The sequence below is a fragment of the Microbacterium proteolyticum genome, assembly GCF_029639405.1.
Taxonomy (GTDB): Bacteria; Actinomycetota; Actinomycetes; order Actinomycetales; family Microbacteriaceae; genus Microbacterium.
Genome location: NZ_CP121274.1, coordinates 3485569 through 3501897, shown reverse-complemented (window position 1 = coordinate 3501897; position 16329 = coordinate 3485569). Strand labels below are relative to the sequence as shown.

Annotated in this window: 17 protein-coding genes; 13 read left to right on the top strand and 4 right to left on the bottom strand. The window is 71.3% G+C overall.

Features of this window, described 5'->3' with window-relative positions; translation table 11 throughout:
- Nucleotides 1-18: 18 nt before the first annotated feature.
- Nucleotides 19-1002, bottom strand: a complete 984-nt coding sequence (locus P8R59_RS17570) for a Gfo/Idh/MocA family protein (protein ID WP_278102110.1) — start codon at nt 1000-1002, stop codon at nt 19-21.
- Between the two features lie 92 nt (nt 1003-1094).
- On the opposite strand from P8R59_RS17570, the gene P8R59_RS17565 reads away from it, so the two are divergent.
- From P8R59_RS17565 to mmsB, 5 genes are all read left to right on the top strand, one after another.
- The gene (locus P8R59_RS17565; RefSeq protein ID WP_278102109.1) at nt 1095-2417 is read left to right on the top strand and encodes a M20/M25/M40 family metallo-hydrolase; all 1323 of its coding nucleotides are present in this window, start codon (nt 1095-1097) and stop codon (nt 2415-2417) included.
- A gap of 87 nt (nt 2418-2504) precedes the next feature.
- A complete protein-coding gene (locus P8R59_RS17560; protein ID WP_278102108.1) occupies nt 2505-3539 on the top strand; it encodes a LacI family DNA-binding transcriptional regulator in 1035 nt (344 codons plus the stop codon).
- Nucleotides 3540-3851: 312 nt separating this feature from the next.
- Entirely contained in the window at nt 3852-4955 is a 1104-nt protein-coding gene (gene chvE, locus P8R59_RS17555; RefSeq protein WP_278103854.1) for a multiple monosaccharide ABC transporter substrate-binding protein, read from the top strand.
- A gap of 142 nt (nt 4956-5097) precedes the next feature.
- A complete protein-coding gene (gene mmsA, locus P8R59_RS17550) occupies nt 5098-6624 on the top strand; it encodes a multiple monosaccharide ABC transporter ATP-binding protein (protein ID WP_278103853.1) in 1527 nt (508 codons plus the stop codon).
- Complete coding sequence (gene mmsB, locus P8R59_RS17545) at nt 6611-7873, top strand: multiple monosaccharide ABC transporter permease (RefSeq protein ID WP_278102107.1); 1263 nt, start codon at nt 6611-6613, stop codon at nt 7871-7873. The genes mmsA and mmsB overlap by 14 nt, the downstream gene beginning before the upstream one ends.
- Nucleotides 7874-7923: 50 nt before the next feature.
- Here mmsB and P8R59_RS17540 read toward each other — a convergent pair whose 3' ends face one another.
- Both P8R59_RS17540 and P8R59_RS17535 read right to left on the bottom strand, forming a co-directional pair.
- The gene (locus P8R59_RS17540; RefSeq protein ID WP_278102106.1) at nt 7924-8397 is read right to left on the bottom strand and encodes a hypothetical protein; all 474 of its coding nucleotides are present in this window, start codon (nt 8395-8397) and stop codon (nt 7924-7926) included.
- Nucleotides 8394-8840 carry a DM13 domain-containing protein gene (locus tag P8R59_RS17535; RefSeq protein ID WP_278102105.1) on the bottom strand — a complete coding sequence of 149 codons (447 nt, stop codon included), beginning with the start codon at nt 8838-8840 and terminating at the stop codon, nt 8394-8396. Before P8R59_RS17535 ends, P8R59_RS17540 begins: the two co-directional genes overlap by 4 nt.
- Before the next feature lie 148 nt (nt 8841-8988).
- Between P8R59_RS17535 and P8R59_RS17530 the strand changes: the two genes are divergently transcribed.
- The 7 genes from P8R59_RS17530 to P8R59_RS17500 all read left to right on the top strand — a co-directional run bounded on the left by P8R59_RS17530 (nt 8989) and on the right by P8R59_RS17500 (nt 14829).
- Nucleotides 8989-9693, top strand: coding sequence for a response regulator transcription factor (locus P8R59_RS17530; protein WP_077051917.1), 705 nt, complete (start codon nt 8989-8991; stop codon nt 9691-9693).
- On the top strand, nt 9674-10840 hold the full coding sequence (locus tag P8R59_RS17525) for a sensor histidine kinase (protein WP_431606865.1): 1167 nt from the start codon (nt 9674-9676) through the stop codon (nt 10838-10840). The genes P8R59_RS17530 and P8R59_RS17525 overlap by 20 nt, the downstream gene beginning before the upstream one ends.
- Nucleotides 10841-10884: 44 nt before the next feature.
- Nucleotides 10885-11640, top strand: a complete 756-nt coding sequence (locus P8R59_RS17520; protein ID WP_278102103.1) for a substrate-binding domain-containing protein — start codon at nt 10885-10887, stop codon at nt 11638-11640.
- Nucleotides 11637-11975, top strand: a complete 339-nt coding sequence (locus P8R59_RS17515) for a hypothetical protein (protein WP_278102102.1) — start codon at nt 11637-11639, stop codon at nt 11973-11975. Before P8R59_RS17520 ends, P8R59_RS17515 begins: the two co-directional genes overlap by 4 nt.
- 63 nt (nt 11976-12038) lie before the next feature.
- Nucleotides 12039-13346, top strand: coding sequence for a sensor histidine kinase (locus P8R59_RS17510; RefSeq protein WP_083735139.1), 1308 nt, complete (start codon nt 12039-12041; stop codon nt 13344-13346).
- On the top strand, nt 13334-13999 hold the full coding sequence (locus P8R59_RS17505) for a LuxR C-terminal-related transcriptional regulator (protein ID WP_077051915.1): 666 nt from the start codon (nt 13334-13336) through the stop codon (nt 13997-13999). Before P8R59_RS17510 ends, P8R59_RS17505 begins: the two co-directional genes overlap by 13 nt.
- A complete protein-coding gene (locus P8R59_RS17500; protein ID WP_278102101.1) occupies nt 13996-14829 on the top strand; it encodes a hypothetical protein in 834 nt (277 codons plus the stop codon). The genes P8R59_RS17505 and P8R59_RS17500 overlap by 4 nt, the downstream gene beginning before the upstream one ends.
- A gap of 4 nt (nt 14830-14833) precedes the next feature.
- Here the strand turns inward: P8R59_RS17500 and P8R59_RS17495 are convergent, their stop codons facing one another.
- Nucleotides 14834-15757, bottom strand: a complete 924-nt coding sequence (locus P8R59_RS17495) for a DMT family transporter (RefSeq protein WP_278102100.1) — start codon at nt 15755-15757, stop codon at nt 14834-14836.
- A gap of 40 nt (nt 15758-15797) precedes the next feature.
- On the opposite strand from P8R59_RS17495, the gene P8R59_RS17490 reads away from it, so the two are divergent.
- Nucleotides 15798-16292 carry a MarR family winged helix-turn-helix transcriptional regulator gene (locus P8R59_RS17490; protein WP_278102099.1) on the top strand — a complete coding sequence of 165 codons (495 nt, stop codon included), beginning with the start codon at nt 15798-15800 and terminating at the stop codon, nt 16290-16292.
- The last annotated feature ends 37 nt before the right edge of the window (nt 16293-16329 follow it).

The window sequence follows — 16329 nt, the reverse complement described above, 5'->3', positions numbered from 1 at the left end:
GGGCGACGGGTAGCCCGCTCAGCGTCCGCCGGGGTAGACCACACCGATCTGTCGGCGGACCTCGTCGAGCACACCCATGATCGCGACCGTCTCGTCGATCGGCTGGACATCGCTCGAGGTCGCTCCCTCGGCGACGAGACGCTCGGCGGCGAGCGCCTGGAACTGCATGCCGCGACCGTCGACGCCGCCGTCGAACTCCTCGATGACCGTGCCGTCGGGGCCGACGACGCGGAACGTCGTGGGCGTGTACCAGACGCGGTCGATCTCGATCCGGGCCTCCGTGCCGACGATCTGCGCCACGTTCGCGCCCGCGCCGCGCGACGACGACACCGTGGTCGAGACGGCGCCGCCGGGATGCACGAACACCGTGGCGACCTCGGCGTCGCTGCCGGCATCCGAGATCCGGGCGAAGGCGGTGGCGCGCTCGGGGAGGCCCAGCACGTCCACCGCGAACGAGACCGGGTAGATGCCGAGATCGAGGAGGGCGCCGCCGCCGAGCTCGAGGGCGTTGAGCCGGTGCTGCGGGTCGGTGGAGATCTTCTGGGTGTGGTCGGCCGAGACCACGCGGACCTCGCCCAGCGTTCCGGCGGCGAGGATCTCGCGGATGCGGACCATGTGGGGCAGATACCGCGTCCACATCGCCTCCATCGCGAGGAGGCCCTTCTCGGCGGCGCGATCGCGGATGCGGCCGGCCTCCGCCTCGTTGAGCGTGAACGGCTTCTCGACCAGGACGTGCTTGCCGTGATCGAGGGCGAGCAGCGCATTCTCGACGTGGGCGGGGTGCGGAGTGGCGATGTAGACGATGTCGACGTCGGGATCGGCGACGAGTTCCTCGTACGAGCCGTGCGCGTGCGGGATGCCGTACTGCTCGGCGAACGCCCGCGCGCTGTCGATCGATCGGGAACCGACCGCGGCGACGTCGAGACCCGCGGTGCGGAGGTCGGAGGTGAAGGCGTGCGCGATGCCGCCCGTTGCGAGGATGCCCCAGTGCAGTCCGGTCATGGGACCACCGTATCGGCGCCCGAGGGGTGGCGGTCGACGACGGACGCCGCGCGAACCGCGAGGGACGGATGCCGTCCGCGTAGGCTCGCGTCATGACGCCCGTCGAGCGCTTCCGCGAGCTGTTGGCCATCCCGACCGTGTCGTACGTCGACCCGACGCGGACGGACACCGCGCGGTTCGACGAGTTCCACGCCGCGCTCGAGCGTCTGTATCCGCTCGTCCACGCGCACCTGGAGCGGGAGATCGTGGCGGGCCACGCGCTGCTCTACCGGTGGCGCGGCGCGTCGAGCCTCGACCCGCTGCTGCTCCTGGCGCACCAGGACGTCGTCGACACGGCCGGCCAGCCCTGGACGCGCGACCCCTTCGGTGCCGTCGTCGAGGGGGAGGGGGAGGATGCCACGCTCTACGCCCGCGGCGCGATCGACGACAAGGGCGCCCTGGTGGCGATCCTGGAGGCGGTCGAGCGGGCCCTGGCGGAGGGGGTGGTGCCGCGCGCCGACGTCTGGCTGGCGTTCGGGCACGACGAGGAGACCCTGGGCGAGGGCGCCCGGGCGATCGCGGCGCTGCTCGCCGAACGCGGCGTCCGGCCGGCGCTGGTGCTCGACGAAGGCGGAGCCGTCGTGGAGGGGGCGCTGCCGGGCGTCGGCGCGCCGACCGCGATGATCGGCGTCGCGGAGCGCGGCAGCGCAACCTTCGAGCTGATCACCCGCGAGGCGGGCGGGCACGCGTCGACGCCGCCCTCGTTCCCCGCCACGGCCCGCCTGGCGCGCGCGATCGACCGGGTCCGTCGGCGCCCGTTCCCGCGCCGGCTCGTCCCGCCGGTGCGCGCGATGCTCGCCAGCGCCGCGGCCCACGCGCCGGAACCGGTGCGCACGGTGTTCCGTCGCACGGCGGTGACCGCGCCGGTGCTGACCGCGGCGTTCGCCCTGCTCGGCCCCGAGACGAACGCTCTGGTCCGCACGACCGCCGTGGTCACGCGGCTCGAGGGCTCGGCGGGCGACAACGTCCTGGCGACGACGGCGCGCGCGACGGTGAACGTCCGACTGCTCACGGGCGAGACGATCTCGGATGCCGCGATCCATCTGCGCCGCGCCATCGACGATCCGCTCATCGACATCGAGCTGCGGCACGGCAGCGATCCGTCTCCCGTGTCGCCGTGGCAGGGGATGGCCTGGCGGCGCCTGGCAGCGGCCGTGGCGAAGACCCTCGGCGACGACGTGATCCCCCTGCCCTATCTGCAGCTCGGCGCGAGCGACAGCCGGTTCTACACCGCGCTCACCGACCACGTCTACCGGTTCACCCCGTTCCACCTCACGCGGGCCGAGCGAGACGCGCTGCACGCCCCCGACGAGCGGATCCGCGTCGAGGTGTGGCTGCGGGGCATCGGCTTCTACCGCGCCCTCCTGGCATCCTGAGTCGACTGGAACGGGCGAGCGGGCGCGCGTCGGTTATCCTCGTGTGACCGGTCACGACACGATCGGCGACGCAAAGAAGCGAGATCGATGAGCGAGACCGACATCCCGGATGCCGCGGCCAGGGCGCCGAGCATCCGCGACGTGGCCCGGCTCGCCGGAGTGTCGTACCAGACCGTCTCGCGCGTGATCAACAACAGTCCGCAGCTGCGTCCCGAGACGGCGGCCCGCGTCCGCGAGGCGATCGCCGAACTGAAGTTCGTGCCCAACCAGGCCGCGCGGGCGCTCGCGACCAGCCGGACGCGCCTCATCGGTGTGCTGGGACCGCGCGCCACGACGCACGGCACGTCGGCGATGGTGCTGGCCGTGGAGTCGGCGGCCCGGCGAGCCGGGTACCGTCTGACGGTCACGAACCTCGGCACGAGCGCGCCCGACGACGTGCGCGCCTCGATCGATCACCTCATGCAGCAGTCGATCGAGGGTCTCATCGCCGTCGCGCCCCAGACGCGCGTCGTTCCCATCCTGGACGAGATGCAGCTCCCCGTCCCGGTGCGGATCGTCTCGTCCACGGGGCCGTCCACCCCGACCGCGACCTTCAACGATCAGATCGCCGGTGCCCGCGCGGCCGTGCGCCATCTCGTCGACCTCGGGCACACCCGCATCCTGCACATCGCCGGGCCCCGCGACTGGATCGAGGCCGACCATCGCATGCGCGGATACCTCGCCGAGATGGACGCGCAGGACCTCGCGCCGCGGCCGCCGGTGCTGGGGGACTGGACCGCCCAGTTCGGATACGAGGCCGGGCTCGAGCTCCTGCGCACCGAGGATGCCACGGCGGTCTTCGCCGGCAACGACCACATGGCGCTGGGGTTCATGCACGCCGTCCGGGCGATCGGCAGATCCGTCCCCGAGGACGTGTCGGTGGTCGGATTCGACGACGTCCCGGAGGCGGCGCACCTGTGGCCGCCGTTGACCACCGTGCGCCAGGACTTCGCCGGGATCGGTCAGCGCGCCGTCTGGGATCTGCTCTCTGACCTGGGCGTCTCTCATGACGACCAGGCGATGCCGGAGCCCGATCACCTGCGGCTCATCGTGCGCTCGTCGACCGCGCCGCCCAGCCGCTGACACGTCACGGTTTGGCAACGGCTGGTCGCCGAACGCAGGGGGACTTGACAGCGGGAGCGATGCGCGGGGTAGCATCACACACACAATGTGAACGGTCACATGACCGCCACACCACGCCGACGGGACTCGCTGCGGAGCGACTCCGTCGAGACGAAGACGTTTCGAACGACGCGTAGCCGCGCGCCGCCGACCGGCCTCGTTTCGCCCCGTCGGACGCGTGTCGGCGTGCCGTCCGCGCTGAAGCGGTGGGCTCCGTGCGGAGAGACCGTGACATCCAACCCAACGAAGGGAACCAGAGTGAAGAAGCACAGCATGCTCAAGGCGGTCGCGGGAGCGGGCGTCCTCGCGCTCGGCATCGGCCTCGCGGGCTGCGCGGGCGACCGCACCGGCAGCGGCGGCGGCGACGCCCAGGAGGCGGGCGGCATCATCGGTGTCGCGATGCCCACCCAGCAGTCGGAGCGGTGGATCGCCGACGGCAACAACGTCAAGTCGCAGCTCGAGGAGCTCGGCTACCAGGTCGACCTGCAGTACGCCAACGACGACATCCCCACCCAGGTCTCGCAGATCGAGAACATGATCACCTCGGGCGCCAAGGCCCTGATCATCGCCTCCATCGACGGCACCACCCTGACCGACGTGCTGCAGCAGGCCGCCGACGCGAAGATCCCGGTCATCGCGTACGACCGCCTCATCAACGGCACGAAGAACGTCGACTACTACACGACGTTCGACAACTACAAGGTCGGCGTCCAGCAGGCCACGTCGCTCCTCACGGGCCTCGGCGTCCTCGACGCCTCGGGCAAGGACACGGGCGCTGCCGGTCCGTTCAACGTCGAGCTGTTCGCCGGAAGCCCCGACGACAACAACGCGACGTTCTTCTGGAAGGGCGCCATCGACACCCTCCAGCCGTACCTGGACAAGGGCACGCTCGTCGTCCCGTCCGGCCAGACCGACTTCGGCCAGGCCGCGATCCTGCGCTGGCTGCCCGAGACGGCGCAGAAGCGCATGGAGAACATCCTCACCGTCATCGGCGGAACGAAGCTCCAGGGTGTGCTCTCGCCGTACGACGGTCTGTCGATCGGCATCATCTCGGCCCTCACCTCGGGCGGCTACTCGGCCGACGCCCTGCCGGTCATCACCGGTCAGGACGCCGAGGTCGGCTCGATCAAGTCGATCATCGCGGGTGAGCAGTACTCGACGATCTTCAAGGACACGCGCGAGCTCGCCAAGCAGGCCGTGAGCATGGTCGACGACATCCGCAAGGGCACCGAGCCCCAGGTCAACGACACCGAGACGTACGACAACGGCGAGAAGGTCGTTCCCTCGTACCTGCTCGAGTCGACGATCGTCACGAAGGACAACTACGAGAAGGTCCTCGTCGACAGCGGCTACTACACCGCCGACGACCTGAAGTGATCCCCGCGGGAGGGCTTCGGCCCTCCCGCCCCGCCTCCGCCGCGACCCCCTCACCGGGTCGCGGCGGAGGCCCCTGTTCCCACATCCCCACCGGCCTGCGAGCCGGTCCTGCAAGGAGGACCTCGTGAGCACCATCCTCGAGATGCGCTCGATCACCAAGGAATTCCCCGGCGTCATCGCCCTGGCGGACGTGTCACTGACCGTCGAGCGCGGAACCGTGCACGCCATCTGCGGCGAGAACGGCGCGGGGAAGTCCACCCTCATGAAGGTGCTCAGCGGTGTCTACCCCGCGGGCGACTATCGCGGCGAGATCGTCTTCGACGGCAAGACCGTGGAATTCAAGGACATCCGCGACAGCGAAGCGGCCGGGATCGTCATCATCCACCAGGAGCTGGCCCTCAGCCCCTACCTCTCGATCGCGGAGAACATCTTCCTCGGCAACGAGATCACCCATCGCGGACTCATCGACTGGGATGCCACGAACAAGGAGGCCGCCAAACTCCTCGCTCGCGTGGGCCTCGGCGACAGCCCCGACGTGCCCGTGAACGAGATCGGCGTCGGCAAGCAGCAGCTGGTCGAGATCGCCAAGGCGCTGTCGAAGGACGTCAAGCTCCTCATCCTCGACGAGCCGACCGCCGCGCTGAACGACGACGACTCCGAGCACCTGCTCGATCTGATCCGGCACCTCCGCGGCCAGAACATCACGTGCATCATCATCAGCCACAAACTCAACGAGATCCGCGCAATCGCCGACGAGGTCACGATCATCCGCGACGGTCGCACGATCGAGACGCTCGACGTAGCCACGGGCGGGACGAGCGAGGACCGCATCATCCGGGGGATGGTGGGGCGCGAGCTCGAGAACCGTTACCCCGACCGCGACGTCGAGATCGGCGACGAGGTCCTGCGCATCGCCGACTGGACCGTGCATCACCCCACGGATGCCAGCCGCGTCGTCATCCATGAGGCGAACCTGACCGTGCGCGCCGGCGAGGTCGTCGGTATCGCCGGGCTCATGGGCGCCGGGCGCACCGAGCTGGCGATGAGCGTGTTCGGCAAGAGCTTCGGCTCGCGCATCTCGGGCGAGGTCTACATCCGCGGCCAGAAGGCCGACACCTCCACGGTGCCCGCCGCGATCCGCAGCGGCCTCGCGTACGTCACCGAGGACCGTAAGGGCGCCGGGCTCAACCTGATCGACACGATCAAGCGGAACATCTCCCTCGCCGGCATGCGCAAGCTCGCCAAGAACGGGTGGGTCGACGGCGACGAGGAGTACCTCGTGGCCAACCGGTACCGCAAGTCGATGAACATCAAGGCCCCGTCGGTCGACGTCGTGGTCGGGAAGCTCTCGGGCGGCAACCAGCAGAAGGTCGTCCTGTCGCAGTGGTTGTACTCCGACCCGGAGGTGCTGATCCTCGACGAGCCGACCCGCGGCATCGACGTGGGCGCCAAGTACGAGATCTACACGATCATCAATTCCCTCGCGGCCCAGGGCAAGGGGGTGCTCGTGATCTCGTCGGAGCTTCCCGAGCTGCTCGGCATCTGCGACCGCATCTACACCCTCAGCGAAGGCCACATCACCGGCCAGCTGCCCATCGAGGAGGCCACACCCGAGGCCCTCATGGTGCTCATGACGAAGGAGAAGGAAGCCGACCATGTCAGCGCTTAACAACACCGCGACCGAGACCGGTCCGGCGACGCCGAAGGGCCCCGTCGGCGGTGGTGCCGGGGGAGCCGCCGGCCTCGTGCAGTTCTTCACCTCGCGTCTGCGCGAGATCGGCATCTTCATCGCGCTGATCGTGATCGTGCTGCTGTTCCAGGCCCTCACCGGCGGGCGCCTGCTCACCGCGGGCAACGTGTCGAACATCATCGTCCAGAACAGCTACATCCTGATCCTCGCGATCGGCATGGTGATGATCATCATCGCCGGCCACATCGACCTGTCGGTAGGTTCGGTCGCCGCCTTCGTGGGCGCGGTCTCGGGCGTCCTGATCGTCCAGTGGGGTCTGCCCTGGTGGCTCGGCATCCTGCTCTCGCTCGTGCTCGGCGCGGTGGTCGGGATGTGGCAGGGCTTCTGGGTGGCGTACGTCGGCATCCCGGCGTTCATCGTGACCCTGGCCGGCATGCTGCTGTTCCGCGGCCTCACGCAGATGACGCTCGGCAACACCCAGATCACGCCGTTCCCCACCGAGTACCGTCAGCTCGGCGGCGGCTACCTCTTCCCGGACCTGTTCCCCGCGGCCACCTCGCCCGCGGAGTGGATCACCGTCGCCCTCGGCGCGCTGACCCTGGTCCTGTTCGTCTTCTCGCAGGTGCGGCAGCGGACCAAGCGCGCGGCCCTGGAACTGCAGAACGAGCCGATGGCGGCGTTCCTGGTGAAGGTCATCGGCGGCGGCGCGCTCATCGCCTACCTGACCTACCTCCTGGGTGTGGCCCCCGGTTCGCGCGGCACGCCGATCGTGCTGGTCGTGCTGGCGATCCTCATCATCGGGTACTCGACGGTCATGAGCCGCAGCGTCTTCGGCCGCCACATCTACGCGATCGGTGGCAACCGCACGGCCGCGAAGCTGTCGGGCATCAACACCCGCCGCGTCGACTTCCTGCTGTTCGTGAACATGGGCGTGCTCGCGGCCCTCGCCGGCATCGTGTTCACCGGTCGACTCAACTCGGCGGGTCCGGGCGCCGGAAACCTGTTCGAACTGGATGCCATCGCCGCCTCCTTCATCGGTGGCGCCGCCGTCCAGGGTGGTGTCGGCCGCGTGGTCGGTGCCATCGCCGGTGGTCTGGTCATGGGTGTGCTCAACAACGGCATGTCGCTCATGGGCATCTCGACCGACGTCCAGCAGTTCATCAAGGGCCTGGTGCTGCTTCTGGCCGTCGCCTTCGACGTGTGGAACAAGAACCGCACCCGCGGTTGATCCACGCCTGACGAACGGGCCCCCTCACCATCGGCGAGGGGGCCCACTCGTCATATCCAGCGCGATGTCGCGCTCATCCGCCCTCGGCGCAGCAGCGCGGTGAGTCCGAAGCGGCGCGCGGCCCCGGGCCAGATGAGCACGATCGCCGACAGCGCGGCCATCACGGGGTACTCCGTGATGAGCTGATCGGACGACCAGTACAGCAGGAGCGTCGCCAGGGACGCCGCCGCAGCCGGGAGGGTGAGCACCCCCGCCACCAGAGCGGCGCCGAGCGCCAACTCCAGCAGGGGGATGACCACGCCGAACAGACCGGCGAGAGGTCCCAGGACGTCGCCGGCGAACAGGGCGAAGTAGCCGGGAACGCGGGAGTTCGGCCCCGCGGCGGCCGCGACGAGGCCGATGTCCGCCGCTCCGAATCCGGCACGGACTTTCGTCGTGCCCTCCCACAGCCACAGCGCGCCGAGCACCACGCGTGCCACCGTGGCGAACACCGCCCCGACGCTCTGCGGCGCGCGGCGGGTCATCGCGTCAGTGCGGCCGCACCGAAGACGGCCTTCGCTTTGTCGCAGTGCACGACGAGGTCGGTGTAGTCGTCGGCCGACACACCGGCGGGCAGTGTGAACGTCTGCGCGGCTTCGGTGGACACGGCCGCGATGCGCACCCCGGCGCTCACGGCCTGCTCGTCGGTGCCGTTGGCGAGATAGAAGTGCAGATCGGGGCCTTCCTCGGTGGCGAAGCCCGCGAGGGTGACGGTGTCGCCGGTGATGGTGACGGTGCCCGACACCGCCTTCCCACCCTCCCCGGCGAAGGTGCCCTGGAGCACCGTGGATGCCATGGCATCGGACGTCACCGCGGCGCTCGACGTCGTCGTGTCGGCGGGCGCCGCGCTCCCCGCGGAGGAGCAGCCGGCGAGGGCGAGGCCGAGGGCGAGGACGGGGACGGCGAGGAGGGTGGGGGTGCGGCGCATGAGGAGTGTCCTTCGATCGAGCGGGCGGGGATCGCCCGGGGTGCCACGACGCAATCACGTCGTCCGTCGCCGCAGAGCGGTTCTTTCGCTTCCGTAAGGAATGCCGCGCACGGTCCGGACGGGGGAATGCGGCGCGTACGGTGATCCCATGTCCGGTAGGCCCCGCGTCGTCCTCGTCGAAGACGACACCACCGTCGCCGCGGTCGTCGCGCAATACCTGCGGGCCGACGACTACGACGTCGTCGTCCACACCGACGGCGCCGCGGCGGCCGAGGCCCTGCGCACGGGGCTCCCCGACGTCCTCGTCGTGGACCGCATGCTTCCCGGGGTCTCCGGCGACGAGCTGTGCGCGCTCGTCCGGGCGCGGTCGGACATCCCCGTCCTCATGCTCACCGCGCGGGGGTCGGTCGAGGAGCGCATCGAGGGGCTGGAGACCGGCGCCGACGACTACCTCACCAAGCCGTTCGCGATGCGCGAGCTGCAGTTGCGGGTGCGGGCGCTGCTGCGACGGCGGCTTCCGTCGGACTCCAGCGCCGTCTTCACGACGGGTCCGTTCCGGGTCGACCCGGTCCGACGGCGCGTGTGGAGCGACGGCCGCGAAGTCGTGCTCACCGCACGCGAGTACGACCTGCTGGTCCACTTCGCCCGCAGGGCCGGGGAGGCGGTCACCCGCGACGACCTCCTGCGCGAGGTGTGGGGCTGGACCTTCGGGGACGCGGCGACGGTGACGGTCCACGTGCGACGCCTCCGGGAGAAGATCGAGCCCGATCCCCGCTTCCCCCGATACCTGCGAACCGTGTGGGGCGCGGGGTACCGCTTCGTTCCCGAGGGAGATGTCCGTGCTGTCGACTGACGACCTGGTGCTCATCGTGACGACGACCCTCGTGTGCACGCTCATCGTGATCGGCGGTGGTGTCGTGCTGCTGCGCGTGACGCGCGGGGCACCGATCCTCGTGAAGCTCACCATCGTGCTCGTCGCCGCGGTCGCCGCGGTCGTCGTCTCCACCGTCGCCGCCGCCGGAGAGATGTTCCTCGGCTCGCACGAACTGATCGTGGTGATCTGGATCGTCGGGGTCTCGGCCGTGGTGAGCACGGCCTCGGCCTGGTTCGTGCTGCATCGCACGGTGCGACAGGCGACGGCCGGACTGGTGTCGTCGGCACGGCAGATCGCAGTGGGGGGTGTCGTGGCACCGCTCGCCTCGGGCTGGCAGGAGTTCGACCGGGTCGCGATCGAACTCGCCGACACCGCCGAGAAGCTGTCCGCGGCGCGGGCGGAGGTGGAGCGGCTGGAGTCGGCGCGGCGACAGTTCTTCGCGTGGATCTCGCACGATCTGCGAACGCCGTTGTCCGGCATCCGGGCGCTGGCCGAGGCGCTCGAGGACGGGATGGCGCCGAATCCGGGCGAGTACGTCACGCTCATCCGGACCAAGGTCGACACGGTCGACCGCATGGTGGACGACCTGTTCGAACTGTCCAAGATCGACGGGGGGACTCTCGCCCTTCATCCGCAGACGGTGTCGCTGTTGGACCTCGTGTCCGACGCGGTCATCGACGTCAGCGCGGACGCGGCCGCACGCGGGGTGCGCATCACCCATGACGGCATCGAGGGATGCCAGCTCCGGGCCGATCCGCGAGAACTCACCCGTGCGATCTCGAACGTGCTCAGCAACGGCGTCCGTCACGCACCGGAGGGGAGCGTCGTGACGGTGTCGGCGACCGTGGCCGGCGACGGCCACCTCGTTCTGAGCGTGCGGGATGCCGGCGAGGGGGTGGCGGAGGAAGACCTGGGCCGTCTCTTCGAGACCGGCTGGCGCGCGGATGCCGCACGTTCGAGCGACCCCGCCCGCGGCGCGACGCCCGGCGCGGGGCTGGGGCTCGCGATCGTGCGCGGAATCGCCGAGGCGCACGGCGGGTCCGTCCGAGCGGCTCGGGAACGCGACGGGTTCCGACTCGATCTCGTGCTTCCGGCGACCGCCGTGGACCGGGCGACGGCCGGCTGATCCGCCCGCTTCCCGCCCGTCGTTCCTGGGGCAGGATGGAACGGGTGACCTCCCGCCGTCCCTTCCGCCGCGCTCTCCTGGTGTTCGCCGTGGCGGTGCTGGCGCTGGTCGGCTGCACCTCGAGCACGCGGACCGAGACGGGGACGAGCGACGGCGAGGGCGTGGTGGGCGTCGCGCTGCCCACGGCCGACGACCTCGCCGTCGAGCGACTGGGCGAGGCGCTTCGCGACGAGCTGCGGGCGCGGGGGTACCGCGTCGATCTGCAGTACGCCGCCGCTGACGAACGCACCCAGATCTCCCAGGTGCAGAACATGGTGACGAAGGGGGAGGAGGCGGTCGTCCTCGTGCCGCTGTCAGCCGACGCTCTCGACGGGGCGCGCGCGGCCGCGGACGGCGGCGATGCCCCGTTGGTCACGGTGGGTCGCGCGCTCGACGAGGGTGGCGCCGTCGAGGCGTTCGATCCCGCGGCGACCGGGCGCGCGCAGGCGACGGCGCTCCTGGAGGCGCTCGCGCGCGACGACGCGGCGACGCGCGACGACCCCCGACCGTCGCGATCGTCGCCGGCGTCGTCGACGATCCCGAGGCGGCCGCGGCCCACGCCGCCGCGACGGAGGTCCTCGCCGCAGGGCCCGTGCGGATCGTCGCGGGCGCCGACCTCGAGTCCGCCGCGGTGGCCGACCTCCCCGGTGACGTCGAGCTGGCGGGCGAGGAACGGGTCCGCGCCCTGTACGGAACCCCCGGCGGTGAGACGCCCGACGCGATCCTCGCGCTCGGCGACGCCGTCGGCCGGGGCGTCGTGACCGCCCTCACCACACCCGATCCCGACGCCACCGCGTCGCCGAGCCCCACGGCATCCGCTGATCCGGAGGCGGTGCCGCCCCCGCCGCCCGTGGTGGTCGCCTCCGGTGGCGATGCGCTCACCGTCCGGGCGCTGCGGGACGGGGTCGTCGCGGCGACGGTCTTCGTCGACACCCGCGCGTCGGCCGGCCCGATCGCCGACGCCGTCGTCGCCGCGCTCGACGGAGAAGAACCGACGCCGAGTGCCGGCCCGCCCCCGACCACCGTCGAACGGGATGCCGTGGAGTCGGTGTTCCTCGAGAGCGGCTGGCTGCGCGCCGACGACCTTTCGGGATAACCCGAACGAGGAGGCGGGCTGCCCCTGCTGACCCCGGAGCAGCGGCGTCCTACCGTGGAACCCATGACCACGGCATCCGTCCTCCCTCCCTCGCCGCCGACGTTGCCCGCACCCCCGGGTGCGCTGCCGCGGAGGTCGGTGCGCATCTCGTCGCCCGGCCAGGTCGCCGGCGCGATCGCGCAGCTCGCCGCGCTCGGCGCCATCGGCCCCGTCGTCTTCGGCGGACTCTTCGGCCTCCTGGGCGCGGGCGTCGGACTCCTGTTCGCCCTCCTCATCGGCGTGGTCCTGCTCGCGGGTCTCGTGTACGCGCTGTTCGGCGTGGCATGGTTCGAACAGGCCCGCCTCGACGGGCTCTACGGCTTCGACCTGCCGGCTCTCCGCCCGAGGCGCAGCCCCAAGACCGGGTTCGTCGGCGTGCTGCACACGATCTGGCTGCAGGCGATCGACCTGCGCCAGTGGCGGGCGATTGCCTCCTTCACGGTGTCGACCCTGCTCGGACTCGTCGCGCTCTTCCTCGTCGGGTCGGCCGCGTGGGGGCTCGCGCTCGTGTTCAGTCCGATCTTCGGGTGGGCGCACACGGCGCTCTTCGGTCTGTTGCCCCTCGAGGGTGCGGGTGCCCCGCTCATCGGCGCCCTCACCGTGCTCGTCGCCACGGGCGCGGTGATCGGGCTGGGCCTGCTGCACGGTGTGCTCGCGCGGGCGATCCTCGTGCCGTCCCGCGAGGCGCTGCTGGAGGAGCAGGCGCGCACCTCCGACACCCGCCGTGCGGGCGCGGTCCGCGCAGCCGAGGTCGAGCGCACGCGGATCGAGCGCGACCTCCACGACGGCGTCCAGCCGCGGCTCGTCTCGATCGGGATGACGTTGGGGCTCGCCCAGACCAAGATCGACGACGACCCCGAGGCCGCCAAAGCGCTCGTCGCCGAGGCGCACGCCTCGACCAAGTCGGCGATCACCGAACTCCGGCAGTTGGCACGTGGCATCCACGCGTCCGTCCTGGAGGATCGAGGACTGGATGCCGCCCTCTCGGCGCTCGCGTCCCGATCGCACATCCCCGTGACCTTGGACGTGCGCCTGCCGCGTCGGTGCAGTCGCCCCGCGGAGGCCGCCGTGTACTTCTCGATCGCGGAGGCGCTCACCAACGCCGCGAAGCACTCCCGGGCCGGGAACTGCCGGGTCGATGTGCGGGTGCGCGACGACGGTTCGCTGTGGGCCCGCGTCGAGGACGACGGCCTCGGCGGGGCGCGCGTCGTGCCCGGCGGCGGACTCGACGGCATCGTCAACCGCGTCACCGCGGCCGGGGGAACGGCCCGCATCGACAGCCCGCAGGGCGGTCCGACGTCGGTGGAGGTGACGGTTCCGTGCGCATCCTGATCTGCGAGGACTCCGTCCTCCTGCGCGAGGGGCTCGTGCGCCTCCTCGCCGACGACGGCCACGAGGTCGTCGCCGCCCTCCCCGACGCGTCGGGTCTCGAGGCCGCCGTCACCGACACGACGCCCGACCTGTGCGTGCTGGACGTCCGGCTCCCGCCGACCTGGACCGACGAAGGCATCCGCGCCGCCATCGGTCTGCGGTCGCGGCATCCCGGGCTCGCCGTCCTCGTCCTGTCCCAGTACGTCGAGGAGCAGTACGCCAGCGACCTGATCGCCGACGGCCAGGGGTCGCTCGGCTACCTCCTGAAGGATCGGGTCGCCGACGTCCGCGACTTCCTCGACGCCGTCGCCCGCATCGCGGGCGGGGCCACGGTCCTCGACCCCGAGGTCGTCGGCCAGCTGCTGGCCCGTCGTCGACGCGACGACCGGCTCCAGGCGCTCACCGAACGCGAGCGCGCCGTGCTCGCCCTGATCGCCGAGGGGCGGTCGAACCAGGCGATCGCCCAGGCGCTGTTCGTGTCGCCCGCGAGCGTCGAGAAGCACATCACCGCGATCTTCACCAAGCTCGGCCTCGAGCAGGACGAGACGGGCAACCGTCGCGTCATCGCCGCCCTGGTCCACCTGGGCCACGACACCACCGGAGCATCCTCATGACCCTCCAGACCCCGCTCGAGCCGGCCCCGGCCCCGGTGCCCACCCCGCCGCGACGCTCCCCGCGCTCCCTGGCGGTCGCGATCGGCACGATCGTCATCGGCGGGTTCGTCATCGTCGGCACCCTGCTCAGCACCGGCTTCACGGCCGCCCGAGAGCTGCGCAGCAGCGACGCGACCGCCCCGTTGCAGCAGACCGCCGTCGACGGCGTGCGCGACCTCGACATCGAGGTCAGCGGCGGCGCGCTGACCGTCGTGTTCGCCGACGTCTCGGAGGCTCAGCTGGATGGGAGCGGCATCGGCGGGTGGACCCTTGAGCAGGACGGCGACACCCTCAAGGTCGCGACGCCGCGTCGGTCCTTCGCCGACTGGGGCAACGGGGCACAGGCCACCCTGACCCTCCCGCAGGACCTCGAGCGCACGAACCTCGATCTCCGGGTCGAGGTCGCCGGGGGCAGCCTCGATCTCGCCGGGGACTACGGCGACGTCGACGTGCAGGTGGCCGGCGGCGGGGCGACGGTGACCGGGAGCGCGAGCGCACTGAGCATCTCGGTGTCGGGCGGATCGGCGACGGCCGACGTCGAAGGCGTGGATGCCGCGACCTTCGAGGTCACCGACGGCGACCTGGTCGCCGACCTCACCGGTGCGGCGCCGGCGCGGACGAGCATCGAGGTGACGGCGGGCTCCGCCGACATCGGGCTGCCCGACGACACCTACCGGCTCACGAGCGACGGCCCGGGCTCGGTCGACAGCGCCCTGCGCACCTCGCCCACCGCGACGCCCCGCATCGACGTGCAGGCGACCCTGGGTTCGGTGACGCTCCGCACGTCCTGAGCCGTCATCGTGCGCGTGAGTCGCCAGGATTTGTCGCCCGCGGCCAGCGGGAAGCGACAAATCCTGGCGACTCAGGCGTACCGCGGCGGGGCGGGCGCGAGACGGCGATGGCGGCGAGGACCGCGAGGATGCCGACGAGTTGGCCGATGCCGAGAGACTCGCCGCCGACGAGCACGCCGAGCACCACGCCGGTCACCGGGTTGAGCAGGCCGATCAGGCCGACGGTCCCCGCGGGCAGCAGGCGCAGACCTGTGAACCAGCACACAAAGGCGAGCGCCGTGGCCACCACCGCGATCCCGGTGTAGGCGGCGACGCCCGTGGCATCCACTCTCGGCGGCGCGCCCTCGACCACCGCGGCGACCACGACCAGCGCGATCCCACCCGCGGTGAGCTGCCACGATGTCGTCGCGAGGAGCGGGGTGTCGTCACGCCACCGTGTCGTGAGGATCGCGCCGAGCGACGACGACAGCAGGGCGATCGCGGATGCCACCACCCCGGCGGGGGAGACACCCTCGGCGCCGAGCCCGACGATGAGCACCACTCCGGCGATGCCCAGGACGGATCCGAGCGCCCACCGGGTCGTCGGACGCTGCCGCAGGAGCGGCCACGCGAGCCCGGCCAGCGCCAGCGGCGCGAGCGCCATGATGGACGCCGCGACCGAGGAGGGCAGGAGCTGCGCGGCGACGTAGACGAGCACGAAGAAGCCGCCGAAGTTGAGCGCGCCCAGCACCGGTGCCTTCCACCACCAGGCGCCGCGTGGCATCCGTCGGGCGAGGAGCCAGAGCAGGAGTCCCGCCGGCAGAGCGCGCAGCGCGGCGCCCCACAGCGGTGCGTCGGCGGGGAGGAGGTGTCGCGTGACGACGTACGTCGCGCCCCACGCCATCGGGGCGACCGCGGTGATCGCGACGGCACGCCAGGTAGTTTCCATGGAAGACACAATAGCTTCCGAGGAAGGTAAAGTGGGGACGGTGGACGACATCGACCGCGTGGACCGGATCGTCGAGCAGTGGCGCGACGAGCGGCCCGACCTCGACGTCTCGCCCCTCCAGGTGATCGGCCGCCTCCACCGGGTCGCCGACCGGCTCCGCGAGGAACTCCTGCGCGTCTACCGCGAGCACGGGCTCGGCGAGGGCGAGTTCGACATCCTCGCCGCCCTGCGGCGCCGCGGCGAGCCCTACGCGTGCGCGGCGGGCGAGCTCGCGCGCACGACGATGGTGACCACCGGTGCTGTGACCAAACGCGTCGACCGTCTCGTGGCATCCGGTCTCGTCGTCCGTCAGGGGAGCGAGGACGACGGACGCGGACGCATCGTCGCCCTCACGCCCGCCGGGGTGCGCGTCATCGACGAGGCGTTCGCCGCCCACGTCCGCAACGAGCAGCGCCTGCTCGAGGGTCTGCCCCCCGCCCAGCGCGCCGACCTGGAGGCGCTGCTGCGCACCTGGGGAGGCTTCTTGGGGGTCTAGCCCCCCCGCGTGAGTCGCCAGAATTTGTCGCTTCCGG